Here is a 25,422-nt window from a genome sequence, read left to right on the forward strand (position 1 = left end):
AAATCAACTTTAGTCAAGGGTATGGCCAAGAACACTTACAGAGACGATACGCTGCAAGCAGCGCGGAAGAATGAACTGCGGGGTAAGAATGAGCCACGTGGAGCGAACATGCCAAAGGGAGCAAAGCCAAAGAAGGAGAAACGGAACTGGTCTTTCAAGCTGCCATCGATGCCCAGTTTCAGGATTGGCTTTCTGCAGGACCGCCGCTTTAAACTGGCCGTCGGCTTTACTTTTCTGCTGTTTTCCTTTTTCCTGACCATCGCTTTTGTTTCTTACCTCTTTACAGGTAATGCAGACCAGAGTGTGGTGGAAACAGTGAATGGCACCGGCCTGAAAGAGACGGGGCAGGAAGCAGAAAACTGGTTGGGTTTGTTTGGAGCCTGGCTTTCGCACATTTTCATCTACGACTGGGTTGGTCTTGGTGCTTTCTTTTTTATACCTGTGCTCTTTTTTGCAGGCTTAGGCATTGTATTTAAGCGCGTGAACATCTCCATGACCTATGTGCTGGGGCTATGCAGCTTTTCTATGCTTTGGACCAGCCTGATTCTGGGTTATATTGTTTTTACCACTGATACTGTTGGAAGACTGGGCTTTTTAGGCGGTGGCATCGGTGTTGAGGCTGCAATCTGGCTTAACAGCCTCATTGGCTGGGGCTCCTGGCTCTTGCTGGGTTTCCTGCTGCTGCTCTTCCTGGTCAGCTTCTTTAACATTACGAGCATCAACTGGAGCATGAAATCGGCTGCTGTGGAAACTGATACTGCTCCGGAAAGAAACCATGCTTCTTCATTAGGTGATGTACTGGGTACAGATACCCGTGGCATCAATCATAACGCCGACCCGACTGCTTCGCTGGAAATGGAGGAGTATGAAGAGGAGGTTCCGTTTGAAGAGGACGACGATGAGATAAACCGTGCGCTGGAAATAGAGCTGAATTCTATCCCGCCAAAGAAGGAAACACCTCCTGCGCCTGCCAAATCAGCCATGCCACCTTTGGAACTGGACATTGAGCAGAATGATGAAATAGAGTTAGAGGATTCCTTTGATGAATACGACGAAGCAGCAGAAGAAGACATGCCGCTGCAGATAGCTGAAACACCGGAAGAGGAAGAAGCAGAGGTTATATCCGGTGAAAATTACGACCCAACGCTGGACCTTGCCCGCTACCAATACCCAACCATCGACCTGCTGACGGATTATGGCATCAATAAAATACAGGTAAGCAAAGAGGAACTGGAGGCAAACAAAGTAAAAATTGTCGAGACGCTGGGGCACTATAACATCGGGATTGCAAAAATCTCAGCCACCATTGGTCCGACAGTTACCCTTTATGAGATTGTACCGGATGCGGGTGTGCGGATTTCTAAAATCAAAAACCTGGAAGATGATATTGCCCTAAGCTTAGCCGCTTTGGGTATCCGTATTATTGCTCCGATTCCGGGTAAAGGAACCATCGGTATTGAGGTGCCGAATACGAAGAAAGAGATGGTTTCCATCAAGTCTATTCTGGCTACAGAAAAGTTCATGAAGAGCGATATGGACCTGCCGATTGCCTTCGGGAAAACCATCACTAACGAGGTATTCATCACGGATTTAGCGAAGATGCCGCACTTGCTGATGGCAGGAGCCACGGGCCAGGGTAAGTCAGTTGGTCTGAATGCCATCCTGACCTCGCTGCTGTACAAGCGCCATCCTTCGCAGCTTAAGTTCGTTCTGGTTGACCCTAAGAAGGTGGAGTTATCCCTGTTCAATAAGATTGAGCGCCACTTCTTGGCGAAACTGCCAGACACGGATGAGGCCATCATTACCGATACAAAGAAGGTGGTGAACACGCTGAACTCGCTCTGTATGGAGATGGATATGCGCTACGACCTGCTGAAAGACGCCGGCTGCCGTAACCTGAAAGAATATAACCGCAAGTTTGTAGAGCGTAAGCTGAACCCGAAAAAAGGGCACCGTTTTATGCCGTTCATCGTGCTGGTAATCGACGAGTTGGCTGACCTGATGATGACAGCAGGCAAAGAGGTGGAAACACCGATTGCGCGTCTGGCGCAGTTGGCCCGAGCCATTGGTATCCACCTGGTGGTGGCTACGCAGCGCCCGTCAGTGAACGTAATTACGGGTATCATCAAAGCCAACTTCCCGGCCCGTATCTCCTTCAAAGTTACCTCTAAGATTGACTCCCGCACCATCCTGGATGCCGGTGGAGCCGACCAGCTGATTGGCCAGGGCGATATGCTTTTCTCCATTGGTTCTGATATGATTCGTATCCAGTGTGCTTTTGTGGATACGCCGGAGGTAGATCGCATCTGTGATTTTATCGGGAATCAGCAAGGCTATGATGATGCCTACCTGCTGCCGGAGTTTGTGGGGGACGAGAGCGGGAACGAGAAAGCAGACTTTGACCCATCTAACCGTGATCCTTTGTTTGAGGAAGCCGCCCGTATTATTGTGCAGCACCAGCAGGGAAGTACTTCGCTGTTGCAGCGCCGCCTGAAGCTGGGTTACAATCGCGCAGGCCGTTTAATTGACCAGTTAGAGTCTGCAGGGGTAGTGGGAGCGTTTGAAGGAAGTAAGGCCCGTGAAGTTTTGATTCCGGACGAATACAGTTTGGAACAGTTATTGAATACACTCGGGTAGAACTTTAAACGAGTACCTAAGGACATGAAAAAATTATTATCTCTACTAGTTGTTGCCCTGCTGTTTGTAAACCTGGCACAGGCGCAGCAAGACCCAAAGGCAACTAAGATTCTGGATGCCATGAGTCAGAAATACAGAGTGATGAAGGCTTTTAAAGCTGACTTCGCTCAGACACTGGAAAATCCTTCAGCCAAAGTAAAAGAGACAATGGCTGGTAATATTATAGTTAGCGGCGGGAAATACCGTTTAGGCGTAAGTGGCCAGGAAATCATAAACGACGGTAAGCTGATGTGGACTTTCCTGAAAGATGCGAACGAAGTAACCATCATGGAAAGTGACGAAGAGGCGGAGTCTATGTCTCCTGGCAAGATCTTCGACATGTATAAAAAAGGCTACAAGTACTCTTATGCCGGTACACAGACATTAGAAGGTGCCAAATACGATGTCATTGAGCTTGCTCCGGAAGACCGTAAGAACCCGATTTACAAGGTGCGTCTGTTTATCAACCAGAAGGACAAGACCTTAAAGAGCTGGGAGATGTTCCGTAACAACGGCAACCGCTATATCTATACTATCAAGAACTTCCAGGCAAATCCAACACTAGCCTCCGATGCCTTTACTTTCAACAAAGCCAAGTATAAAGGTGTTGAAGTAGTAGATTTAAGATAAATAAACTTATTCCAATTTTAGGAAAGCGACTGTTCTCATCGAGAGCAGCCGCTTTCTTTTTAGTATTAATATGAAATTTGTTTTCGTGGCGGGCAGGTTGTTGTCGTGTACTTCACGGCAGCAAACTACTGATATATCACAATAGACTTAGTATTGTACTGGTCTTCTCCCGCCCAGAATTTAAATGTATAGGTACCTGCTTTTTCAGGCTTATAAGTATAGGTGACTTCACGGGTGACGAACGCCTGCGTACAGAAGCCATCCCGGTAATGAGGGTAAACCTTTACAGTGATGGTGTTTCCGCTTCTGGCTGCTTCAAAACTGCCAAACTCTCCGCAGCCGTTGTTAACTGAAAAGAAAACGGTTGCTGTCACAGTTTCTCCAACCGAGGCGGCTTCCGGCGCATTAACCTGCACTACCGGTACAGGATAACTATCCAGAGGCGAAACAGTATCTTCCTCTTTAGAACAGCCTAAGAAGATAAATCCTATCAGGGTTAATAGAATAGATATCTTTTTCATAGTGTGTCTTTTTGTTATGACCCTAATCGGGTAAGTTTAGTTGCAAAGGCATGAAAAGAGAATTATGTTTTACTGGCTGCCTCAATTTTATACTTTTGTGTAAACCATAGCCTTTCCCACGCCATGACAAGAGAGCAGCTTTTCGAGCAGATTTTACAGAAGAAGTCTTACCTGTGCATCGGCCTCGACACTGACCCAAAAAAACTGCCACAGCACCTGCTGGATACCGAAGACCCCGTGTTCGAGTTTAACCGCCAGATAATAGAAGCTACCGCTGATTTATGTGTGGCCTATAAACCAAACATTGCTTTTTATGAGGCACAAGGGCCGCAAGGGTGGGTGAGTTTAGAGAAAACGCTGCAGGTGATACCAGATAATATCTTTACTATTGCCGATGCCAAGCGTGGTGATATTGGCAATACCTCAGAACTCTATGCCCGTGCTTTTTTCGAGACAATGCAGTTTGATTCCGTAACGGTAGCGCCCTACATGGGAGCCGATTCGGTGAAGCCTTTTCTGGTACAGGAAGGCAAATGGCTAATTCTGTTAGCTTTAACTTCCAATGCCGGAAGCCAGGATTTCCAGATGCTGCGCCTCGAAGACGGGAATGAGGAATACCTGTTCGAGCAGGTACTCCGTACCAGCGCTACCTGGGCCACTCCAGACCAAATGATGTATGTAGTAGGCGCGACGCAGGCCGAGTATGTGCAGCGGGTGCGGAAACTGGTGCCGAACCATTTCCTGTTGGTGCCAGGCGTGGGAGCGCAGGGCGGAAGCTTGGAAGACATCTCCAGGTTAGGCATGAACCAGCAGTGCGGTTTGCTGGTAAATTCTGCCCGGGGCATCATCTATGCCTCCGCCGGCCGCGATTTTGCCGAGAGAGCACGGGAAGAAGCTATGGCTGTGCAGCGTGAGATGGAAACATACTTAGAGCAGTACGTGCAGCACGTATAAAATATACCTGAACTTAATGTATCGTGCAGCTATAGCCATTTTTGAACTAATGAGAAATAAAGCTGGCTATCAAGGAGCTTTCAATAAAGCAAATCTATATCGTAGTTTTGGTGATAAGCTCGTATTTTGGCTGGTAAGAGGGTACAGAAAAAGCAATCCGGTTTGTATAGTACATTTAAAGAAATCCAGATAACATGACCAACAAAGATATCCTGCGTCGCATCCGCTATACCTTTGACTACAACGACTCCGAAATGATAGCCCTCTTTGCATCGGGCGGCAAACAGGTAACGCGTGCCGAGGTAAGTGATTGGCTGAAGAAGGAAGATGACCCGGAGAGCAAGGAGATAGATGATGAGCACCTGGCGGCATTCCTGAACGGGTTTATCAATGAGAAACGCGGCAAAAAAGAAGGAGAGCAACCTGCGCCGGAGAAAAAACTGAACAACAATATCATCCTGCGGAAGCTCAAAATTGCCCTTGACCTAAAGGACGAGGAAATAATTAATATACTTGAGCGTGTGCGCTTCAGGCTTGGAAAAGCTGAACTGAGTGCTTTCTTCCGGAACCCAAGCCAGCCCCAGTACCGCCCGCTAAAGGACCAGATCCTGCGTAACTTCCTGCATGGCATGCAGGAAGAGTACTATGGCAAAGAAAAGTGAAACTACTGCTCTCCTAAACCCACACTGGTATGAAAGAAGATTTCCTACACTACATCTGGCAGCACCAGTACTTCAGCAAATTAGATTTAGCGACTACGGAAGGAGAGCCTTTACAGGTGCTGCGTATTGGTTACTATAATACAGATGCCGGACCTGATTTTGGAGAAGCGCTACTGAAAATAGCAGAGGTAGAGTGGTCCGGGAGTGTTGAAATCCATTTAAAGGCCTCCGACTGGCACCGCCACCAGCACCAACTCGACGAGAAGTATGACCAGGTGGTGCTGCATGTGGTGTGGGAGGCTGATGTTCCCGTTTACAGGATAGATGGCACGCTGGTGCCTGTGCTGGCGTTGAAGCAACGTGTAGACCTTTCGCTGCTGCAGACCTATGAGCGGCTGCAACAGGCGAAGGATGCTGTGCCCTGTGCGGCTTTCTGGCCTGCTGTGCCCCCGATAACAAAAACGCTGATGCTGGAGCGGGCGCTGGTGGAACGACTGGAGGCAAAAGGAGTGGAGGTGCTGCAAACACTACAAAGCTACAGCAACGACTGGGAACAGACAGCTTACTACACCCTGCTTCGTGGTTTTGGTTTTAAGGCAAATCAGCAGGCATTTGAGGAGCTGGCCAAGGCACTGCCGCTGCCGGTGGTGCGGCGGCACCAGCAGCATGTGCTGCAACTGGAGGCGCTGCTGTTTGGGCAGGCTGGTTTTTTAGAGGAAGCACAGGATGCATACGCAACACAACTACAGCAGGAGTATGCTTTCCTGAGTCATAAGTATACCTTAACACCACAGGCCATGCCGCGCCACCGTTGGAATTTCCTGCGCATGCGTCCCGCCAACTTCCCGACAATACGGCTCGCCCAACTAGCTGCCGTTTTGCATCAACAACCGGCTTTCTTCTCAAAAGTACTGGAGGCACAAACTGTAAAGCAATACGCAGCGCTGTTCCAAGCCCCGGTGTCTGCATACTGGCAGGAGCATTACCTCTTTGGTAAGCAGAGCAAAGGCCTGCAGAAAAGCATGGGGAAAAGCAGCGTCCAGAATCTTATCATTAATGTAGCAGTACCGCTTCTGGCTGCCTACGCCAGTTATAGCGACAATCGGTTATACTTGGAAAAAGCAGTATCGCTGCTGGAAGAATTGAAGGAAGAAAGCAACAGGATAACGCGCCATTATGAGGAACTGGGCTGGCAGGCCAAATCAGCAGCCGACAACCAGGCTGCCCTCAGCCTGTACAAGCGGTACTGTGGACCGGTAAACTGCATGCAGTGTGCCATCGGGAATAAAGTGATGAAGCAAAGCAGTTCTGCCGCGTGAGTATACTTATTTACGTGCTGAACCTCCTGTTGCTAGGAGGGCTTTTGGGTTGGATGCAACGGCAGGAGTGGACAAAAGTAATCAAGCCATACTTCTACCCTGCGCTTATCTTTAAAATGGTCTGTGGCGTATTGTTGGGCCTGCTGTATACCTATTATTACGCCGGAGGCGACACGACCACCTACCATAAGGCCTCTCTGCTGCTAACAGCTTATGCCAAACAAAATGCAGCAGGTTATCTCAGGCTCTTGTTTTTTAATGTATTTGAGAGTGAGGCGTTTCGGGCAACAGTGCCTTTTACAAAATTCGCTGATTTCTCAAATTCATTTTACTTCATTAAGCTGCTGAGTGTTCTCAACTTGTTTACCGCAGGCTTCTATTACCTCAATGCGCTTTACCTGTCGCTTTTCAGTTTCTGGGGAGCTGCCCGGTTAGTGGCTGTGTTAAGTCAACTGTTTCCGCAGTGGCGCGCGGCAGCTGCAGCCGCTTTCTTTTTCTTTCCATCTGTCGCTTTCTGGAGTGCGGGATTGTCAAAAGATGCGTTCATGTTTGGCAGTATGTGCTGGGTTGTTGCCTTTGCATTCTCCGTGGCACACGGGCAGCGTGTTTCTTTCTGGCACATCCTGCTGTTGCCGATGATGCTGTACGTTTTCATCAGGATAAAGCTTTTTTATAGTGCTGTAATTGTGCCGCTGCTACTCTTGTACATCATCGTTAAAAGAGCGGCCGAAAAGGTAGAAGTGCTAATGCATCGGCAGGTGTTCTTTTTCTTGCTTTCTTTCTTTGTTGGGGTATTACTGACTGTGCTGCTGCAGGACTATTTGCCAATGGATTATCTTCTAGAGCACAGCACCCGGAACTATGTCGCTATGCTGAAAATGTCTTTGCATGGTCCGCACATAGTGCTTGAGAATATGGCTCCCTCTGTGAAAGGTCTCATTTTAAGTTATCCGGAGGCGCTGCTTAGCGCTGTGTACCGTCCCTTTTTTGGTGAGGCCTGGGAAGCACTGTATGTGCTCATGGGCTTGGAAAACCTGCTTCTGCTACTGTTATCAGTTATGGCTCTTGCTTCCGCTGTAAAGAACCCAGGCCTGAAAGTTGAGCCGGTGCACGTCCTGTTTCTGCTGTTTGTGCTGTTGCTGGGGGGCATTGTCGGGCTCACCACACCTAATTTCGGCTCGCTTAGCCGCTACCGAATTGTATTTCTGCCTTTCCTTGTTTTCCTGCTGTTACAGAACAGGTTTGCACAGCGCCTGTTACAGGATTTAAAGCTATAACACGTACTTTCAAACTCTCTTACAAATTCGTACCTTTGCGCCTTATTTAAGATGGAGAGATGCAAAATCCTGTAATCATATTAGGCGCCAAGAAACTGGGTACAGCCGCTTTAGATATTTTCAACAGCAACAGCGTAGTCGTATACTGCTTCCTCGACGACAGCGGAAAACTGCAGCAGGAGGAGGTAAACAACGTGTCGGTGATGAGCAGCACAGAAGACAATGAGTTTCTGAAGCTCATCGGAAACAAGTGCGATGTGTTTGTAGCGGTAGAAGATGCTGCTGCCCGCAAAGGCCTCATCAAGATGCTGAAAGAGGAGTACAAAGTAGTGCCGGTCAACGCCATTCACCGTTTCAGTTCTGTATCGGAACATGCGTGGCTGGGGCATGGAAACATGATAGCCGCAGGTGCGGTGGTAAACAACAATGCCAAAGTCGGAAACTACACTTTAATACAGGCCAGGGCGGTGGTAGACGCCTATGCTGAGATTGGGGACTTTGCCCAGATTGGCGCTGGTGCCATTATTAACTCAGAAGTGGTAGTGGAAGAAGGAGCATTTATCGGTTCAGGTGCTGTGGTGGTGTCTGGTGTTAAAATAGGGAAGAATGCCCGCATTGGTGCAGGCTCCGTAGTAGTAGCCGACGTACCTGCTAAAGCCACTGTGTTTGGTAACCCCGCTGCTCCCGTAAAGTAAACTTTTATACTTGCCAGGGCTGTTACGATACTGATAAATATCATTTTCAGGCTGAAATGCAGTTGTTTCCTTTGCCGCCTGAATAGTTAGATGGCTAAACTGTTTACTTGTTGAAAAAGATGAACAATGCGTCCATCTGACAATCAAATGCAGCAATTAAACATTTTAACAATAGCTCCGGAGGAGCAAACAATCAAATTTAACACTTAGCTGAATCTAAGCCGTTATGAGCAAACCATACAACATCCTGCTTTATTACTGCTATTCCCCGATAGCAGACCCGGAAACGTTCCGTGAGGAGCATCACCTGCTGTGCCTGGAACTGAACATGCTAGGCCGCATCATTGTGTCAAATGAGGGCCTGAATGGCACCGTGTCGGGCTCAAAAGAGAACTGCGAGAAGTATATGCAGGCGCTGAAAGCAGACCCACGTTTCGCTAAAATTGATTTTAAAGTGGATGAGTCGGACATCCATGCTTTTACGAAGCTGCATGTGCGCACCAAAACTGAGATTGTGCATTCCGGTATGCTGCACATCGACCCGAACGCGCGTACCGGTGTGCATCTATCGCCGAAGGAGTTCAAGGATATGAAGGACCGAGACGATGTGGTGGTGCTGGACGTGCGCTCGGATTATGAGCACAGCGTGGGCCGCTTCAAGAATGCCGTGACGCTGGACATCGAGAACTTTCGTGAGTTTCCGGAGAAGGTAGATGAACTGAAAGTAAAGTATAAGGATAAGAAAATTCTGACGTACTGTACCGGCGGTATCAAATGCGAAAAAGCAAGTGCCTTCCTGCTGGAGCAGGGTTTTGAGAACGTATACCAGCTGCACGGTGGTATCATCAAGTATGGCATGGAAGCAGGAGGAGAGGACTTTGAAGGCAAGTGCTATGTGTTTGATAACCGTGTGGCCGTGGACGTAAACAAGGTAAACCCAACAGTCGTGTCAGAGTGCCACGTGTGCGGCACCAGGAGCGACCGCATGGTGAACTGCGCAAATCCTGTTTGTAACCTGCACGTGCCCATATGCGAGAAGTGTGGCTGGGAGATGGACGGTGCCTGCTCTACGGAGTGTAAAGATCACCCTGAGAAGCGCCCGTACGACGGCACTGGCTACTATCAGAAAGCTACCAATGGCTACAATCCATTGAAAGGATTCAACCGCCGGAAGAAATCTGACGTACAAATATAAGTATTCTCTAAAGCTAAGAAAGAGCGTGTGGCACAAAAGCCCACGCTCTTTCGCTTTTTTAACCTACAACGAGCTACAAAATGTAAGACTACTGTAAATCTTACGTCCTGCATCTTGTCTCCTAAGCCCAAATTATAACCTATGGCCGCAATTCCAGACTCCGAATTAATTATAAACCCAGACGGTACTATCTATCACCTGAACCTGTTACCGGAGCATATTTCAGATACCATCCTTACAGTTGGTGACCCGGAGCGGGTGCCGAAAGTCAGCAAGTACTTTGATGAAATTGAGGTGGCCGTGGCGAAGCGCGAGTTTGTAACCCACACCGGGTACTACAAAGGCAAGCGGCTGACTGTTATTTCCACTGGTATGGGCACCGACAATATTGATATCTTCATGAATGAGCTGGATGCGCTGGTGAATATCGATTTTCAGTCGCGGGAGCCCAACGAGGAGAAGATAAAGCTGAACATCATCCGGATAGGGACCTCAGGTGCCTTACAGGAAACGGTGCCTCTGGGAAGTCACCTAGCGTCTCATACGGCAGTAGGCCTTGACACGCTGATGCAGTTTTACCCGTTGGAGCAAAGCGTGGAAGAAGCTGCGCTTGTGCAGGCACTGCAGGATGCGCTGGGCATAGGCTTCAGGCCTTATTGTGTGAATGGCTCTGCAGGCCTGATTAAGAAAATAGCCTATGATATGATTCCGGGAAACACGCTTACCTGCCCGGGCTTTTACGCACCGCAGGGCCGGGTACTGCGGGCCGGGCTGCGTAACCCAGACCTGCTGCAACAATACCACAACTTCCGGCTGAACGATTTTAAGTTCACGAACTTTGAGATGGAAACCGCAGGCTACTATAGTATGGGGCGCCTGCTGGGCCACGAGGTGCTGTCGTTAAACGCCATGGTGGCCAACCGTGTATTACATACCTTTGCTGCCAACGCAGACGAGGTGATTGATGACCTGATTGTGAAAGTGCTGGAAAGAGTGTAGACTTGGTTTCTACTCTACAAAAACAAACAGCCTCGGCAGTTTGAATGCCGGGGCTGTTTGTTTTTATTGTTCTTCTTCTAACAGTAGAAGCAGTTTGAATTTGCGTTGTTACAGTTTCTGCAAAAAAGCAAGCGTATCTACACCATCAGCGTAATTCCACACCATCGGGCGTTGCGCTTCGCCAAAAGGAATGCTTCCTTCCAGCCAGCCATGCGCGGATACTACCACCTGCGTCTTGTCTTTTATGCTCTTTAGCTTCTGCCGTAAGTCAACCAGTGTACTAAAGGTATCATAAAATAGTACGGAAATAGGAGAGACCAGCGCCTCGCTCTGCTGCACCAGCATAAAGCCGTTGTCGAAATGCGGCACGCGATTTACCAGCAGTATAGACTTGTTGTAGTCGTAGTTGTTCTGGTATTTGTGGTGATCCAGCAGGCTCTTGCGTTCGGCGTTTGCCTCAAAAAACTTATCAAAGGTATAGCCTTCCGGCACAAATACTTTGGATACGTTGCGGCAGCCGAGGCCATAGTAGCGGAAAACGTCTTCTCCCAAAGCCTGCAGATCGTCTTTCTCTTCGTGTCCGGTGAGCACGCCAATGCTGCTGCGGTTCTTGCGGATAATGTGCGGGCGCTTCCCAAAGTAGTATTCAAAATAACGGGCGGTATTATCGGAGCCAGTGGCGATGATAGCATCAGCCTCTTTTAAAAGATTTACAAACTCAAATTGATTCGCAAAAGCAGGCTCAATACCTACCAGCATATCAGCAAGGCGCTTGATGAGCGGTTCATCATTGGTACTTAGCTTTGCCAGGAGGTAGTGTCCGCTTAGCAGCACCGCCAAAAAGTCGTGGAAGCCCACCATCGGGATGTTGCCTGCCATCACCACGCCAACCTTTTTTGGTGTAACCTGTTTAAGGTGGTAAGGGTAAAGCCATTCACGGAGGTATTGTTCCTCCAGCATCTGTATGATGCCATTTAAAGCACAGGAAACATTTTCTTCGGTAAACCAGGTATTGCGTGACATGGCCGCCTGCGCCCATGCCTGCCGGTCTTCCGGGGTTAATTTTCGCAACTGTTTCCCAAGTTCTACGAAAGCCTCAATCCTGTTCTCTAAAGTCATGGCAAATACGTGCGTTGAAAATTTATTTGATAGGGATACTTAATGTTCCTAATTTTGTTGTTGAAAAGAATAAGATATACAAAAGTATAAAAAAATACAGGAGATACGACTATGGCGATAATGATAACCGATGAGTGTATAAACTGCGGAGCCTGCGAACCGGAATGCCCAAACACTGCTATCTACGAAGGTGGCATGGATTGGACATGGGGCGGCGGTACCGAACTGAAAGAGGTGGAAATCGACGGAGGCGAAGTCATTCCGGGTGATGCACCACAGCAACCTATTTCGGATGAGTTCTACTACATCGTTTCAGATAAGTGTACAGAGTGTATGGGCTTCCATGAGGAGCCCCAGTGCGCTGCTGTCTGTCCTGTGGACTGTTGTGTCGATGACCCGGACTACCGTGAGACAGAGGAAGAGCTGTTGGCTAAGAAAGACTGGCTGCACCAGGTGGCCTAAGAATTAGCCGCTAAAAGCTGAAAAGCCTGCCTCTCCCGGCAGGCTTTTTTTGTCTGAATCAGGATTTCCAGGATTGGAGAGATGAACAGGATTTGAAATTCCACAATTGAAATCCTTTGTCAACTATACTGACAAAGGATTTCTGTGTATACTCCATATCCGGTAAATCCTAACTCAGACAAGCAACAATTGACACAAATTACCTAATTTTGAATTCCCAAACTCACAGGAAAACTGTATACGATGTCGATTTCAACGAAATATAATCCCAAAGAAATAGAGCAGAAGTGGTACGACAGCTGGATGCAGCATGGCTTCTTCCACTCTGAGCCTAACCCGAACAAGGAGCCTTATACCATCGTGATTCCGCCGCCGAACGTGACCGGTGTGCTGCACATGGGGCACATGCTCAACAACACGATACAGGATGTGCTTATTCGGCGCGCGCGCATGCAGGGAAAAGAGGCCTGCTGGGTACCAGGCACCGACCACGCCTCTATTGCCACAGAGGCAAAGGTGGTGGCGATGCTGCATGAGCGCGGCATCAGCAAAAAAGACCTGACACGGGAGGAGTTTCTCACCTATGCCTGGGAGTGGAAAGAAAAGTACGGCGGCATTATTCTGGAGCAGTTGAAAAAGCTGGGTGCTTCCTGCGATTGGGAACGTACCCGCTTCACGATGGAAGACAGCATGAGTGCTGCCGTGATTGAGGTGTTTGTAGACCTTTACCGCAAGGGCCTCATTTACCGTGGCGTGCGGATGGTAAACTGGGACCCGAAAGGCGGCACAGCGCTGTCTGATGAGGAAGTGCTTCCAAAGGAAACGATGGCGAAGATGTATCATCTGCAGTACGAGGTGGTAAATGGTCCCACCTCGGAACCAATGTATATCACCGTGGCCACATCCCGCCCCGAAACAATTATGGCCGACGTGGCAGTGGCCGTTAACCCGAAAGACCAGCGCTACACACACCTGCACGGCAAGAGCGTACGCATTCCGCTGCTGGGCAAAGAGATTCCGGTTATCCTGGATGAGTATGTTTCCATTGAGTTTGGTACGGGAGCCCTGAAGGTAACGCCTGCCCACGACCTGAACGACTATGAACTGGGGCAGAAGCACCGGCTGCCTATCATTGATATCCTGAACGACGATGGGACGCTAAGTGAACAGGCGCAGCTGTATGTGGGCCAGGACCGTTTTGCCGCCCGCCGCAACATTGTAAAGGACTTGCAGGAGGCAGATTTGCTGGTGAAGATAGAAGAGTACCAGAGCGTGCTGCAGACGTCAGAGCGTACGGGTGCCGTTATTGAGCCGCGCCTGTCTATGCAGTGGTTCTGCAAAATGGACGCCATGGCGAAGCCTGCGCTGGAGGCGGTGATGAACGATGATATTCGCCTGCACCCGCCCAAGTTCAAGAACATGTACCGCTCCTGGATGGAAGGCATCCGTGACTGGTGTATTTCACGCCAGTTATGGTGGGGTCAGCGTATTCCGGCTTACTACCTGCCTAATGGATCGCACGTAGTGGCTACTACCGCGGAGGAAGCACTTGAGCTTGCCCGCAGAGAAAGCGGAGACGAACAGCTACAGTTGACAGACCTGCGTCAGGATGAAGATGTGCTGGATACGTGGTTCTCTTCATGGCTGTGGCCGATTTCGGTGTTTGATGGCTTTAAAGATCCAGACAACAAAGACATCCTGTACTACTACCCAACCAACGACCTGGTAACGGCGCCGGAGATTCTGTTCTTCTGGGTGGCACGTATGATCATGGCCGGTTACGAGTTCCGAAAGGAAATGCCATTCAAGAATGTATACCTGACAGGTATCGTGCGTGATGCTCAGGGCCGTAAAATGTCTAAGTCGCTGGGTAACTCCCCGGACCCGCTGGACCTGATTGAGCAGTTTGGTGCAGATGGTGTGCGCGCCGGTATGCTGTTTAGCTCACCAGCCGGTAACGACCTGCTGTATGATGAGAAACTGGTAGAGCAGGGGCGTAACTTCACAAATAAAATCTGGAATGCTTTCCGGCTTTTAAAAGGCTGGGAGATAGATGATAACCTGCCGTGCCCGAACGATACGGCCATCAGTTGGTTCGAGTCGAGGTTTAACGAGGCCTTTGTGCAGATAGAAGACCACTTCAGCAAGTTCCGTATATCAGATGCCCTGCTGGCGGTATACAAGTTGGTGTGGGACGATTTCTGCTCCAATTACCTGGAGATGATAAAGCCTGCTTATCAGCAGCCAATAGACAGGCAAACAGTAGACGCCACGGTGAGGCTGCTGGAAAATGTATTGAAGGTGCTGCACCCGTTTATGCCTTTTATCACCGAAGAAATCTGGCACGACCTGAAGGAGCGTAAGAAGAAGGAGTTCTTAATTGTATCAGCCTGGCCGAAGAAAAATAAGTTCGATAAGGAGATCATTCAGAAAATGGAGAACGTACTGCATGTGGTAGGTTCGATTCGTAATATCCGGAACTCTAAAAATATCCCGAACAACAAGCAGCTGGATCTCCACATAAAAGTGGCAAATCAGGAAAGCTACAGCGCCTTTATGGCCATTCTGCACAAGCTGGCTAACCTCAACGAAATACATTTTGTTGAAGAACCTCTGGAGGGCGCTATCAGCTTTATCGTGGGCAGCGACGAGTTCTTCATTCCGATGGAGGGAAACATTGATGTGGCCGCCGAGCGTGAGCGCCTGACAAAAGAGCTGGAGTATACAAAAGGCTTCCTGAATTCAGTTGATAAGAAGCTGAGCAACGAACGGTTTGTGAGTGGTGCTCCGGAGGCTGTGATTGCCGGCGAGCGTAAGAAAAAAGCTGACGCAGAAGCCAGAATCAGTGCCATTGAGCAAAGCCTGGCTGCGCTGTAAATTTATGAATAAGTTGAAATCCAGTAAAACAGTAAGGGCCGCTTTTTAAAGTGGCCCTTACTGTTTTCTATATGAGCTTTAGCAATTTTGCTGTTGTTTTTGTGCAAAGTAGATAGTTCATGGCATCAGCACTGCCTTTATAATTAGTTTGCTTTTCCTGTGTAATGCCTGATTTTTCATTTATACAGAAGAACAGGTAGTCCGTGCCGCTGAAAATCCGGTTGATATAATCCGCGATAGTGTCATCTATAACTTCAATCAATATAGTAGGTTTTAGCTGATAGAGGTGCGGTAAAAAGCCCTGCAGAACTTCTGTTTCATGCCGCTCAACGTCTATTTTCATCAGGTCCACAGCGGATATATTGTTTGATTCAACAAAATCAGAAAGTGTGACAGTTTCTACTTCTACAGCTACTGTATTGGTAAGAGCTGTATGAGTTCTGAGATTCAGTGTTGCACTGTACTGATGTTCATGCGGGACATCATAGATAGTAGCCTTGCCTTTATAGTTAGATACTGCCACTCTGTAAGGCACTATATCATAGTTGTTGAGTTTAATGTTCTCCACTAGTTTATCATATACTCTGCTGATTGGCTCAAATGCATAAACAGACGCCTCAGGATTTATACTTTTTGCAATAAGTGAATATATACCTGTATTCGCACCAATATCAACTATCACGCTTGCATTTTTGGAAAGTGTCTCCCAGATTTTGAGCGATTCTTTTTCCCAGCCTCCGTATATGCCTTTCCAAAATATCTCATTTTCCACCAGATACCCGTAATGCATTAGTCTAAACTGTGAATCTGCGTTTAGCTTTACCTCGAAGTATCCTTGAAAGTAAAGATGTTGGTAAATAGAGGCGCCTGGTGTTCCGATATGATCTCTTATATACTGGAACAACTTTTTCTTAAATGGGAGCTTTAAGTACAGTTTTTTTACCTTATTTTTCAGGGGCATTATTAAATGGGTTTTCAGCCTGCAAACTTACGGAGAATGATTACTTTATCTCTGCAGATTTAAGGGAAGTAGTCAAAATTTGCTTTATCTCCTCTCGATACCTAGGCAGTATATCTGCCAGTCCTTCTTTGGTGGCGGCGTATGTTATTTCTACCTGCTTCTTGCCGAGGTGGTAAGACAGCAGGCCTTGGCTTGCCTCGGTCAGGTAATATAGCTTAAGCGGCTCTGTGGCTGTTGAAATGGCATAGCTCCTAAAGGAGAAATCGTTGGTGATGCGCTTTTTGGTGGGGGTGCGGTTGTCTAAGTAACGCTGCGTTACAACTGTGTCTAAATGAACGGCACTTTCTATTTGATACACACTTTTTATATCACCCTCTGTAAACTGCCAGACATCCACCTGATGATTGCCTATGGTATAGCTGCTGTGGCTGGCTTTTGCCAGATCAAGGCTGGCAGCAAGCTGAAAAAGCTGCAGGTCAGCGGCCACCGTTTCTACAGATGGAGATAGCGTGCTGTTGTCACTGATAAAGTAGCGGCTGTCCTTTGTTAGCCGGGCAAGGTCTCGTTCAAGGTCTTGCTGTAGGTGCAAACCCGGTGCCAGGGCAACTGCAAAGGTATAAAGTAGCGGTAGCAGGAGGGACAATGGTGTTGGCATAGCATGAGGTTTGCTTCCTACTACTCAAATGTTGTGCCTATTGTTGTTTTAGCAGCAGTGGCTTCCGGTATGGCCGCAGGCGCAGTTTTTCCAGCCTGTTCTGGGCAGGCAAAGTAATAGGAGCAACCAATTTTACAGCCCACCCAGGATTTAGTTGAGCTAAAGATCAAGCCTTAAGCTATAGTCATCATCTGCAGTTGCAGCGCCTGAAAGCGCAGGGCAACTGCCTTGTTATATCCTTTTCCCTCCCTCTTCCCGTAAGTAAACCTATGAAAGAATTAATGGGCGAATTGAGCATTTTAGCAATAGATATAGGAGGCTCACGCGTAAAAGCAACTGTTCTCAACCAGGCAGGGGAACTCCAGACCAATTATATAAAGACAAACACCCCTTCCCCGGCATCACCGGAAAATGTGCTAGAAGCTATTAAATACCTTGTAAAGAATTTAGCTGATTTTGATAGGGTATCGGTTGGGTTTCCAGGATACGTCAGAGAAGGTGTGGTGATGACTGCCCCTAACCTGGGGACAGACCTGTGGCATTTATTTGACCTGCGACAGAGCCTGGTTGAAGTACTTGACAAGCCTGTAAGGGTGGTGAACGATGCCGACCTGCAGGGCCTAGGAGTTGTGCGGGGAAAGGGGTTTGAAGTTGTGATTACCCTGGGCACCGGCTTTGGTACCGCGCTGTTACATAACGGCTACCTGCTGCCACATTTGGAATTAGCTCATCACCCTATAACCAAGAGCAAAGACTATGACCAGTATATAGGTGACAAAGCGATGAAAAAGATAGGGTTGGAAAAGTGGAATACCCGGATGCAGCATGTGCTGCAGATACTAAAAACAGTTTTCAACTATGACCATCTTTACATCAGCGGCGGTAATGCCGATGAACTCACTTTTAAACTCGATGACAACATCACGGTTGTTTCTAACATAGATGGTATCAAGGGCGGAGCAATGTTGTGGAAGGATGAGTTTGTGGTAGTGAGCCATTAGGTTCTCAACTGCAGGAGGTGCTAACGCTTAATACCAGCAACATATTTGTGCAGTAGGAGTGTTAGCAATCTGTTTTCTTCAACCCGCCTGCAGATTACGCGCCATACCATGTCTCTGATGACTCTTTAATCAGGACACAGCATCATAGACAAGGCACTTGTAATGTTTACCTAACAGCTTCTAAATGGTTTTTTGCCTCGCGGGCTGGGCCTTGCTTTTACCCCACTCGATGAACACTCGGACAATGGGATGTGGTTTTGTGCACCCGTTAAACTTAACGGGTGCTGAGCCTTTGAAGGATATAAAAGAAAGTAATTTGTAATAAGCAAAAGATGCTCGATCAGGCCAGTGCTTCAAAAATAATCTGATTTTAGAGTTTGGAGTTGTCTATCACAGTCCAGTTAATGTTGCCGTTATTAACCGTGTACTTCAGAAGCATGTAGCCGCCGGTATGGCCGTCTTCGTAGTAGGCGAGGGCATAGCGATCGTTCAGAATGCGGCTGTCGCGGATGGCCATGGTGCCACCCAATGATCCTTCGGCAGGAATCAGTCTGCTTTGCTTGCGGTTCAGGTCGTTCATGAGGTCAGTCTCCGGGTTTTGCAGGCCTTTTCCCTTCAGCCGCTGAATGTCCGATTCACTTAAACTACCCAGTTCATCTACAAAAGCAGCACCGCCAGGGGGCACCAGTTTCATAGTGTCAGGGGGGAGCATCATATCATTCAGTGAGTCAGCAGCCTCAGCCTGTTGCGGCAACTCTGAATCAATTTCTCCTACCTGTCTGTCGGCAATAGCCAGGCGGCTTTCTGCCTCATTCTTCTGCCAGTAAAAGTGGATGGCCAGAAACAGGAAAACGGCCATCAGTATCCAGGGAAGTATAGCTTTCATAACTTGATGTATAATGCTGTTCAACAGATGGAAATGTGAAGATAGGCAAATGTGCCAACTGTAAGGTGTAGTGGTGCTGAAATTTGCTTTTGCCTGAAAATACAATCGCCTGCCTCCGCTAAGAGGCAGGCGATTGAGCCTGAATTATAAGTGCTTTAGTCAATATATCTGTTGTCCAGCCTAAATCGCCTGGTCCACATCGAAGTTCTCCAGGTAATCGGCAACGCGGCGTACAAACATGCCTCCCAGTGAGCCGTCTACTACGCGGTGGTCGTAGGAGTGAGACAAAAACATGAAGTGGCGTATACCAATTAAATCACCCTGCGGTGTCTCAATCACGGCGGGTTTCTTTGTGATAGCACCTACGGCCATAATAGCTACCTGCGGCTGCATGATGATGGGCGTACCCATTACGTTGCCAAAAGAGCCAACATTAGATACCGTATAAGTACCGCCAGACAGGTCGTCCGGCGTCAGCTTATTGATGCGGCCACGGTTTGCCAGATCATTCACCTTTTTGGTCAGGCCGTTCAGGTTCAGCTGGTCAGCATTCTTGATGTTTGGCACAATCAGGTTACCGCTTGGTAAAGCCACCGCCATGCCGATGTTGATGTCTTTGTGGCGGATGATCGTATTGCCGTCCACAGAAACATTGATCATCGGGAAATCTTTTATTGCCTTTGCAATAGCATCAATAAAAATTGGCGTGTATGTCAAGTTTTCGCCTTCACGCTTCTTATACTCGTTTTTCCACTTGTTGCGCCAGTTCACGATGTTGGTGACATCGGCCTCCACAAAAGAGGTTACGTGCGGTGAAGTATGCTTGCTTTCCACCATGCGGTCGGCAATCATCTTGCGCATGCGGTCCATCTCTATTATCTCCACGTTTCCGCTATAAGAAGCAGCAGGCTTTACAGCAGCAGGCTGAGCCTGAGGCTGTAAAGGAGCGGTAGGTGCTGCTAACTGAGCCGCAGGAGCCTGTGCCTGAGGAGCAGCCGTAGTGGTTGTCTGTGCAGAGGCTTGCTGTGGTGCGTCAGAACGGTTTTCCACATAGGCCATGATGTCTTTCTTAGATACGCGGCCTTCTTTGCCTGTACCCGGAATATACTCCAGTTCCTGCATAGAAATGCCTTCCTCACGGACTATGTTGAGCACTAGCGGGGAATAAAAACGGCCGGATGCAGGCTGGTCTAATTTTGCTACGGCACCATCTGATTGGGCAGAAGCAGCAACGGCTTGCTGTGGAGCAGTCTCTTCAGAGGTAGCGGCAGGTGCTTCGGTGGCAGCAGGAGCGGCAGAAGAGCCAGTGTCCTCCCCGTTCGTAGAGATAATGGCAATAGGAGCGCCAACGGCTACTACATCTCCTTCCTGTACCAGAATCTCTTTCAGCACTCCACCCTCTAAGGCAGGTACCTCTGTATCCACTTTATCTGTAGCTACTTCCAGCACCGATTCATCCTGCTCTATGGTGTCACCCACGTTTTTAAGCCATTTCAGAACGGTACCTTCCATGATACTCTCACCCATCTTGGGCATCACCATTTCTACAAGTGCCATATGTGTCGTTTGAGTCGTTATTCGTTGTTTGTTATCTGTTATTAAGGGCTGAAGGATAAAAGGCAGCAACAAAGGCTTTTATAGTTTTAAAAGTGAGTCTTCACTTTTATTTGCATGAGCTTTCCTTCAAAACCTGAACAAAGTTAGGAAATTTAGCCTATTCCTCAACGGCACCCGTCAAACTTTGGCGCACCAGGTTCAATAGGGCTGTGGCGGTATACTCTATGTTGAGGAGCCTGTCTTTGTTATAGTTTAACAGTCTTACCACGGTTTTATCTTTGTCAGCGTAGGCAATCCAGATGGTGCCCACCGGTTTTTCTGCTGTTCCACCGTCCGGGCCGGCAATGCCACTGGTGGCCACCCCGATATCAGTCCCGAACTTCTGCCGCACGTTTTCGGCCATTTCCCTTACAGTGGCTTCACTTACGGCGCCGTGCTGCAGAAGGGTTTCCGGCTTCACGTTCAGCTCTTTTATTTTTACCTCGTTGTGGTAAGCAATAACGCTGCCCTGGTAGTAAGCCGAGCTGCCACTGATGCTCGTGATTTTGTGCGCCAGGTAGCCGCCTGTACAGCTTTCGGCAGTGGCAATTGTCAGCCCCCGCTCTTTTAAAAGCTGACCGATGGCTTCTTCTAACTTTACTTCACCAAATGCAAAGATATGGTTTGGAATTAGGTGCGGCAGCTTCTCCACTTCAGTTTGCAACTCCTGCTCAAGCTTTGCGGCATCACTGCCCGTACCTGTCAGGCGCAGGCGAACTCCGCTAAGGTTCGGGAGGTAGGCCAGTTTCAGGTGCTCCGGCAGGTTTGTTTCCCACTCCTCTAGCCTTTCTGCCAGAATGGACTCCGGTATACCCACCGTCTGCACTACTTTATGGATAATTTCAGGTGTTCTAAAGTAGGCTTTCAGGTGGGGGAGCACAGTGTCCGTCATCATGCGCTTCATCTCAAACGGCACCCCCGGCATCGACACAAATACTTTGCCCTCCTGCTCAAACCACATCCCCGGCGCAGTGCCCAGCACATTCCGGACGGCTTTACAAGCCTCCGGCAGAAACGCCTGCTGCCGGTTCAGCTCTGTTACCGCAATGCCGCGCCTGTCAAATATGGCTTTAATGTCTGCCAGTGATGGTTCGTGGAGTTTCAGGGTAGTGTGGAAGTATGTTGCGAGCACGTGCTTCGTCAGGTCGTCTTTAGTAGGGCCGAGGCCGCCCGTTATCAGGATAACGTCTGCTCTTGTTTTGGCATCTTCCAGTGCCTGTACAATATGGTCGGCGCTGTCGGAAATGGAGGTAATCTGCTTCACCCGTATGCCTATCTTTGTTAGCTCTGTGCCCATCCAGGCGGAGTTGGTGTCCACTATCTGGCCGAACAGAATTTCGTCTCCTATGGTGATGATTTCAGCAATAACTGCTTTCATATATATTTTTGGTCTGATTTGTGATTGGTAAGGTGTTAGATACTAGATATTAGACAGTAGATTTGTGCAGAATGCGCTTTAGCATGTTAACTTGATGTTGAGGCGCATCAATAACAAAGAGTCCGGCACCATGTTTATGTTGGTGCTGTAAATGTTTGAAATCCGGTATCCGGCACCTAAATACTAAAATTAATGATATGAAAAAACTACTCTACACTTCTATTGTCGCCCTCTCCCTGGGCGCCTCTGCCTGCACAGTGGCAGATGTACAACGCACCATGGATGGTGTTATAGCAGCTGGCACAGCGGGTGCCCCGGTTACCCAAAATGAAGTAGCCTCCGGCCTGAAACAGGCGCTGGAGGTAGGAATAAAGAAAGGTTCTGACCAGGCGTCGCAAACAGACGGCTACTACAGGAATCCCCTTATCCGCATCCCTTTTCCGGAGGATGTGCAGCGCGTAGAGAATACGTTGCGGCAGGTAGGTTTAGGCGGCGAAGTAGATAAATTTATTCTTCAGCTGAACCGTGGTGCCGAAGATGCTGCCAAGAGCGCGGTTCCTATATTCGTGAACGCTATCAGGCAGCTGACCATTGCGGATGCCTGGGCTATTCTGCGGGGCGATAAGGATGCAGCCACTCAATACCTGAAGCGCACTACCTCACAGCAACTGTATAACACCTTTAATCCTATCATGGTGGCCTCGCTGGAGAAGACGAATGCCACCAGGTACTACACAGACATTGTGAACCAGTACAACAAGATTCCGCTAACGCAAAAGGTGAACCCGGATCTGGATGACTACGCCACTAAAAAAGCTATAGATGGATTGTTTTTGATGGTTGCACAGGAAGAGGCAGAGATACGCGAAAACCCGATTGCACGAACCACGGAACTGCTGCGCAGGGTGTTCGCGAAAGAAAATCAATCATAGGCTAATTTTATTTTAACCTGCTGCAGCACCCGCTCTACAACCTGGTAGGGCGGGTGCTTTTTTTGTGGAACATAAACTCCTCAATAAAAGTACAATACAGCAAACCGCCAGAGATAGACTCCGCTCTTTAAAGCCGATACAAAATGGAAAACAGACTATTTAACTATACCAAACTCACAAAAGAGAAGGACTTAGATGTATTGCTGCAGGAGATAGGGGATGCACGGGTTGTGATGCTAGGGGAAGCCTCCCACGGCACATCAGAGTACTACACGTGGCGCACAGCCATATCAAGAAGGCTGATTCAGGAAAAGGGGTTCAGCTTTATAGCTGTGGAAGGCGACTGGCCGGAATGTTATGCCGTGAACCGCCTCGTAAAAGATTACCCTAATGCGGGCAGCAAGATTGCAGATGTGCTGCAGGTATACAGGCGCTGGCCAACCTGGATGTGGGCCAACTGGGAAGTAGCGGCTTTGGTAGAGTGGCTGCGGGAGCATAACCATTTGAAAAGTGGCAGGGAGAAAGCCGGCTTCTACGGACTTGATGTGTACAGCCTGTGGGAGTCGCTGGACCAGATTATAAATTACCTGGAACGTACCGACGGACAGGCCGCCGAGGCTGCACGCAGTGCCATTAACTGCTTTGAGCCTTTTAACCGCGACCCACAGGAATATGCCCGGGCTACTGCTTTTGTGCCCACAGATTGTGAGAAGGAAGTAATTGAGATGCTGCAGCGGGTGCAGACGCGAAGGATTTATTCAGAGGATCCGGAAAGCGAGTTCAATACAAAGCAGAATGCACTGGTGGCGGTAAATGCGGAGAAGTATTACAGGGCCATGATGCGGGGAGGAGGGAGCTCCTGGAACGTGCGCGACAGCCATATGATGGAGACCCTGGGCCGCTTGCTGGAATTCCATGGGCCGGAGTCGAAGGCCATTGTGTGGGAGCATAACACGCACATCGGAGACGCCAGCTACACGGATATGGCTGACGATGGCATGTACAACATCGGGCAGCTGGCGCGTGAGCGATACGGCCGTGAACAGGTGAAGCTTGTTGGTTTCGGAACTTACGAGGGTACGGTGATTGCTGGCAGGGCCTGGGGCGCACCTATGCAGAAAATGGATGTGCCGCCGGCGGTAGAAGGCAGCTGGGAGGACATGCTCCACCGCATGAGCACCGATGATAAGATTATCCTGTCCAGGGATTTGCGAAACGTGCCGGAGCTCCAGAAGCGGATCGGCCACAGAGCCATAGGCGTAGTGTATGACCCGAAGTACGAGGCGTTTGGCAACTACGTGCCCACCGTTATACCAGAACGCTACGATGCTTTTATTTATTTCGAAGAAACAGAAGCCGTGCACCCGCTCCGCATGAAGTCGGGCGGTGCCAAAGAACCCGACCTGTACCCCTGGAACTATTAGAGCGGCGTAGCCGCTCAATTACCAATTTAAAGTGGGACTTCATAAATGATGCTTCCAAGGGCAGGAGTAGGACAGGGTGCTGTAATCGGCTTCTCTCAAAGCCATAACTCTTAATCAGGAACTCATAACCCGTAATAAAAATTACCCTCTCATCACCAGGAAGGCAATGTAGGAAACGTAGATCACCAGGAAAAAGACACCGTTCCAGCGGTCGATGGCATTTCTCCTGCCAATCGGTAAGGAAACGATAAGCAGCGTGCTGGCAAAAATCATCATGACAATGTCAGAGTTACTGACCACATCAAAAGGGAGTGGTGTAATAAGGGCGCTGATGCCTAATATCCACAGAAGGTTAAAGATGTTAGAACCCACCACATTGCCCACTGCTATGTCGATGTTGCGGCGGAAAGCGGCCATGGCAGAAGTAACGAGCTCAGGTAATGAGGTGCCGATGGCTACTACTGTAAGCCCGATGAATGACTCACTCAGCCCAAAAGACTGGGCAATGTGTACTGCACCGTCCACCACCCATTTCCCTCCCAAGAACAAACCCACTACCCCCAAAAGTATGAGCAGCACCGATTTCCTGATAGACATGGGCGGAGCATCGGGCTCTGCAATTACGACCACCTCGTCTTTGTTTGTCTTGGAGATACTATAGATGTAGACCATAAACAGCACGAAGAAGAACAGCAGAATGCCCCCGTCCAGCCGGCTGATATATAGATCCGAGCGGTTGTCCAGCAGCGTGGCATTGGCAAGAAAGCCAACCAGAAGTGTAGCGATGAGAGAAAAGGGTATTTCCGTGAGAATGGTGTTGCGCCTAATTGGTAAAGGGCAAATGATGGCTGTAATACCCAGAATCAGCAGCAGGTTTGCTACGTTGCTGCCAAACACATTTCCGATGGCTAATTCCGACTGCCCCTGTACACTGGAAAGGATGTTGATGATAAGCTCTGGAAGCGAGGTGCCAAAGGAGACAATTGTCAATCCCACTACCATATCAGAAAGTCCGAACCTTTTGGCGATGGAGGAGGAGCCAGTCACGAGCACATCAGCACCTTTGATGAGTAGGAAGAAACCAACTATGAACAGGACGTATAAAATCATATCGGGGAGTCATGTTTGTGTATCTTTTTACCCTTGCCTGGAAGTGTTCAGGCAAGGGTAAAAAAACAGGGCTGCCCATAGCCTCTGAAGCTT

At 48.7% G+C, this 25,422-nt stretch carries 22 protein-coding genes; 14 read left to right on the plus strand and 8 right to left on the minus strand.

All coding sequences use genetic code 11. The features are described 5' to 3' along the window. The first annotated feature begins 21 nt into the window (after nt 1–21). Complete coding sequence (locus ACFS7Z_RS10715; protein ID WP_377484259.1) at nt 22–2,637, plus strand: FtsK/SpoIIIE family DNA translocase; 2,616 nt, start codon at nt 22–24, stop codon at nt 2,635–2,637. A gap of 24 nt (nt 2,638–2,661) precedes the next feature. Further along, nucleotides 2,662–3,306: a LolA family protein gene (locus ACFS7Z_RS10720; RefSeq protein WP_377484260.1), complete on the plus strand. Its 645-nt coding sequence runs from the start codon at nt 2,662–2,664 to the stop codon at nt 3,304–3,306. Nucleotides 3,307–3,431: 125 nt separating this feature from the next. On the opposite strand, the gene ACFS7Z_RS10725 is transcribed toward ACFS7Z_RS10720, so the two are convergent. Further along, entirely contained in the window at nt 3,432–3,827 is a 396-nt protein-coding gene (locus ACFS7Z_RS10725; RefSeq protein WP_377484262.1) for a hypothetical protein, read from the minus strand. A gap of 123 nt (nt 3,828–3,950) precedes the next feature. Between ACFS7Z_RS10725 and pyrF the strand changes: the two genes are divergently transcribed. From pyrF to ACFS7Z_RS10760, 7 genes are all read left to right on the plus strand, one after another. Next, complete coding sequence (gene pyrF, locus ACFS7Z_RS10730) at nt 3,951–4,781, plus strand: orotidine-5'-phosphate decarboxylase (protein WP_377484264.1); 831 nt, start codon at nt 3,951–3,953, stop codon at nt 4,779–4,781. A 194-nt stretch (nt 4,782–4,975) separates the two neighbouring features. Then, nucleotides 4,976–5,443 (plus strand): YehS family protein, encoded by a 468-nt coding sequence (locus ACFS7Z_RS10735; RefSeq protein WP_377484267.1) that lies wholly within the window; start codon nt 4,976–4,978, stop codon nt 5,441–5,443. A 29-nt stretch (nt 5,444–5,472) separates the two neighbouring features. Beyond that, nucleotides 5,473–6,762, plus strand: a complete 1,290-nt coding sequence (locus tag ACFS7Z_RS10740) for a DUF2851 family protein (protein ID WP_377484269.1) — start codon at nt 5,473–5,475, stop codon at nt 6,760–6,762. Next, nucleotides 6,759–8,039 (plus strand): hypothetical protein, encoded by a 1,281-nt coding sequence (locus ACFS7Z_RS10745; RefSeq protein WP_377484271.1) that lies wholly within the window; start codon nt 6,759–6,761, stop codon nt 8,037–8,039. Before ACFS7Z_RS10740 ends, ACFS7Z_RS10745 begins: the two co-directional genes overlap by 4 nt. 59 nt (nt 8,040–8,098) lie before the next feature. After that, the gene (locus ACFS7Z_RS10750; protein ID WP_377484273.1) at nt 8,099–8,734 is read left to right on the plus strand and encodes a NeuD/PglB/VioB family sugar acetyltransferase; all 636 of its coding nucleotides are present in this window, start codon (nt 8,099–8,101) and stop codon (nt 8,732–8,734) included. 226 nt (nt 8,735–8,960) lie between these two features. After that, nucleotides 8,961–9,929: an oxygen-dependent tRNA uridine(34) hydroxylase TrhO gene (gene trhO / locus ACFS7Z_RS10755; protein WP_377484276.1), complete on the plus strand. Its 969-nt coding sequence runs from the start codon at nt 8,961–8,963 to the stop codon at nt 9,927–9,929. Nucleotides 9,930–10,070: 141 nt separating this feature from the next. Beyond that, a complete protein-coding gene (locus ACFS7Z_RS10760; protein ID WP_377484279.1) occupies nt 10,071–10,928 on the plus strand; it encodes a nucleoside phosphorylase in 858 nt (285 codons plus the stop codon). Nucleotides 10,929–11,036: 108 nt separating this feature from the next. Here the strand turns inward: ACFS7Z_RS10760 and ACFS7Z_RS10765 are convergent, their stop codons facing one another. After that, a complete protein-coding gene (locus tag ACFS7Z_RS10765) occupies nt 11,037–12,047 on the minus strand; it encodes an acyl-CoA reductase (protein WP_377484281.1) in 1,011 nt (336 codons plus the stop codon). Nucleotides 12,048–12,158: 111 nt separating this feature from the next. On the opposite strand from ACFS7Z_RS10765, the gene ACFS7Z_RS10770 reads away from it, so the two are divergent. Further along, nucleotides 12,159–12,509 carry a 4Fe-4S dicluster domain-containing protein gene (locus ACFS7Z_RS10770; RefSeq protein ID WP_115564494.1) on the plus strand — a complete coding sequence of 117 codons (351 nt, stop codon included), beginning with the start codon at nt 12,159–12,161 and terminating at the stop codon, nt 12,507–12,509. A 243-nt stretch (nt 12,510–12,752) separates the two neighbouring features. Continuing rightward, a complete protein-coding gene (locus tag ACFS7Z_RS10775; RefSeq protein WP_377484283.1) occupies nt 12,753–15,386 on the plus strand; it encodes a valine--tRNA ligase in 2,634 nt (877 codons plus the stop codon). Between the two features lie 67 nt (nt 15,387–15,453). On the opposite strand, the gene ACFS7Z_RS10780 is transcribed toward ACFS7Z_RS10775, so the two are convergent. Then, complete coding sequence (locus ACFS7Z_RS10780) at nt 15,454–16,347, minus strand: FkbM family methyltransferase (RefSeq protein ID WP_377484285.1); 894 nt, start codon at nt 16,345–16,347, stop codon at nt 15,454–15,456. A gap of 40 nt (nt 16,348–16,387) precedes the next feature. Continuing rightward, on the minus strand, nt 16,388–17,002 hold the full coding sequence (locus tag ACFS7Z_RS10785; RefSeq protein ID WP_377484287.1) for a hypothetical protein: 615 nt from the start codon (nt 17,000–17,002) through the stop codon (nt 16,388–16,390). Between the two features lie 269 nt (nt 17,003–17,271). Between ACFS7Z_RS10785 and ACFS7Z_RS10790 the strand changes: the two genes are divergently transcribed. Beyond that, nucleotides 17,272–18,003, plus strand: coding sequence for an ROK family protein (locus tag ACFS7Z_RS10790; RefSeq protein WP_377484289.1), 732 nt, complete (start codon nt 17,272–17,274; stop codon nt 18,001–18,003). 370 nt (nt 18,004–18,373) lie between these two features. Here the strand turns inward: ACFS7Z_RS10790 and ACFS7Z_RS10795 are convergent, their stop codons facing one another. From ACFS7Z_RS10795 to ACFS7Z_RS10805, 3 genes are all read right to left on the minus strand, one after another. Beyond that, the gene (locus ACFS7Z_RS10795; RefSeq protein WP_377484291.1) at nt 18,374–18,889 is read right to left on the minus strand and encodes a hypothetical protein; all 516 of its coding nucleotides are present in this window, start codon (nt 18,887–18,889) and stop codon (nt 18,374–18,376) included. A 180-nt stretch (nt 18,890–19,069) separates the two neighbouring features. Further along, nucleotides 19,070–20,446 (minus strand): dihydrolipoamide acetyltransferase family protein, encoded by a 1,377-nt coding sequence (locus ACFS7Z_RS10800; RefSeq protein ID WP_377484293.1) that lies wholly within the window; start codon nt 20,444–20,446, stop codon nt 19,070–19,072. A 157-nt stretch (nt 20,447–20,603) separates the two neighbouring features. Continuing rightward, nucleotides 20,604–21,863 (minus strand): competence/damage-inducible protein A, encoded by a 1,260-nt coding sequence (locus ACFS7Z_RS10805; RefSeq protein WP_377484295.1) that lies wholly within the window; start codon nt 21,861–21,863, stop codon nt 20,604–20,606. 197 nt (nt 21,864–22,060) lie between these two features. Here ACFS7Z_RS10805 and ACFS7Z_RS10810 point away from each other — a divergent pair, with 197 nt between their 5' ends. Both ACFS7Z_RS10810 and ACFS7Z_RS10815 read left to right on the plus strand, forming a co-directional pair. Beyond that, nucleotides 22,061–22,795, plus strand: coding sequence for a DUF4197 domain-containing protein (locus ACFS7Z_RS10810; RefSeq protein ID WP_377484297.1), 735 nt, complete (start codon nt 22,061–22,063; stop codon nt 22,793–22,795). 143 nt (nt 22,796–22,938) lie between these two features. Beyond that, nucleotides 22,939–24,219, plus strand: coding sequence for an erythromycin esterase family protein (locus tag ACFS7Z_RS10815; RefSeq protein ID WP_377484299.1), 1,281 nt, complete (start codon nt 22,939–22,941; stop codon nt 24,217–24,219). Between the two features lie 141 nt (nt 24,220–24,360). On the opposite strand, the gene ACFS7Z_RS10820 is transcribed toward ACFS7Z_RS10815, so the two are convergent. Then, nucleotides 24,361–25,329 (minus strand): calcium/sodium antiporter, encoded by a 969-nt coding sequence (locus tag ACFS7Z_RS10820; RefSeq protein WP_377484300.1) that lies wholly within the window; start codon nt 25,327–25,329, stop codon nt 24,361–24,363. Between the last annotated feature and the right edge of the window lie 93 nt (nt 25,330–25,422).

Source organism: Pontibacter toksunensis (assembly GCF_042686245.1).
GTDB lineage: Bacteria > Bacteroidota > Bacteroidia > Cytophagales > Hymenobacteraceae > Pontibacter > Pontibacter toksunensis.

Bases quoted from the DNA above. Each gene is read 5' to 3' on its own strand.
- ACFS7Z_RS10715 (WP_377484259.1), top strand. From the start codon at position 22: ATGGCCAAGAACACTTACAGAGACGATACGCTGCAAGCAGCGCGGAAG.
- ACFS7Z_RS10720 (WP_377484260.1), top strand. From the start codon at position 2,662: ATGAAAAAATTATTATCTCTACTAGTTGTTGCCCTGCTGTTTGTAAAC.
- ACFS7Z_RS10725 (WP_377484262.1), bottom strand. From the start codon at position 3,827: ATGAAAAAGATATCTATTCTATTAACCCTGATAGGATTTATCTTCTTA.
- pyrF (WP_377484264.1), top strand. From the start codon at position 3,951: ATGACAAGAGAGCAGCTTTTCGAGCAGATTTTACAGAAGAAGTCTTAC.
- ACFS7Z_RS10735 (WP_377484267.1), top strand. From the start codon at position 4,976: ATGACCAACAAAGATATCCTGCGTCGCATCCGCTATACCTTTGACTAC.
- ACFS7Z_RS10740 (WP_377484269.1), top strand. From the start codon at position 5,473: ATGAAAGAAGATTTCCTACACTACATCTGGCAGCACCAGTACTTCAGC.
- ACFS7Z_RS10750 (WP_377484273.1), top strand. From the start codon at position 8,099: ATGCAAAATCCTGTAATCATATTAGGCGCCAAGAAACTGGGTACAGCC.
- trhO (WP_377484276.1), top strand. From the start codon at position 8,961: ATGAGCAAACCATACAACATCCTGCTTTATTACTGCTATTCCCCGATA.
- ACFS7Z_RS10760 (WP_377484279.1), top strand. From the start codon at position 10,071: ATGGCCGCAATTCCAGACTCCGAATTAATTATAAACCCAGACGGTACT.
- ACFS7Z_RS10765 (WP_377484281.1), bottom strand. From the start codon at position 12,047: ATGACTTTAGAGAACAGGATTGAGGCTTTCGTAGAACTTGGGAAACAG.
- ACFS7Z_RS10770 (WP_115564494.1), top strand. From the start codon at position 12,159: ATGGCGATAATGATAACCGATGAGTGTATAAACTGCGGAGCCTGCGAA.
- ACFS7Z_RS10775 (WP_377484283.1), top strand. From the start codon at position 12,753: ATGTCGATTTCAACGAAATATAATCCCAAAGAAATAGAGCAGAAGTGG.
- ACFS7Z_RS10780 (WP_377484285.1), bottom strand. From the start codon at position 16,347: ATGCCCCTGAAAAATAAGGTAAAAAAACTGTACTTAAAGCTCCCATTT.
- ACFS7Z_RS10785 (WP_377484287.1), bottom strand. From the start codon at position 17,002: ATGCCAACACCATTGTCCCTCCTGCTACCGCTACTTTATACCTTTGCA.
- ACFS7Z_RS10790 (WP_377484289.1), top strand. From the start codon at position 17,272: ATGAAAGAATTAATGGGCGAATTGAGCATTTTAGCAATAGATATAGGA.
- ACFS7Z_RS10795 (WP_377484291.1), bottom strand. From the start codon at position 18,889: ATGAAAGCTATACTTCCCTGGATACTGATGGCCGTTTTCCTGTTTCTG.
- ACFS7Z_RS10800 (WP_377484293.1), bottom strand. From the start codon at position 20,446: ATGGCACTTGTAGAAATGGTGATGCCCAAGATGGGTGAGAGTATCATG.
- ACFS7Z_RS10805 (WP_377484295.1), bottom strand. From the start codon at position 21,863: ATGAAAGCAGTTATTGCTGAAATCATCACCATAGGAGACGAAATTCTG.
- ACFS7Z_RS10810 (WP_377484297.1), top strand. From the start codon at position 22,061: ATGAAAAAACTACTCTACACTTCTATTGTCGCCCTCTCCCTGGGCGCC.
- ACFS7Z_RS10815 (WP_377484299.1), top strand. From the start codon at position 22,939: ATGGAAAACAGACTATTTAACTATACCAAACTCACAAAAGAGAAGGAC.
- ACFS7Z_RS10820 (WP_377484300.1), bottom strand. From the start codon at position 25,329: ATGATTTTATACGTCCTGTTCATAGTTGGTTTCTTCCTACTCATCAAA.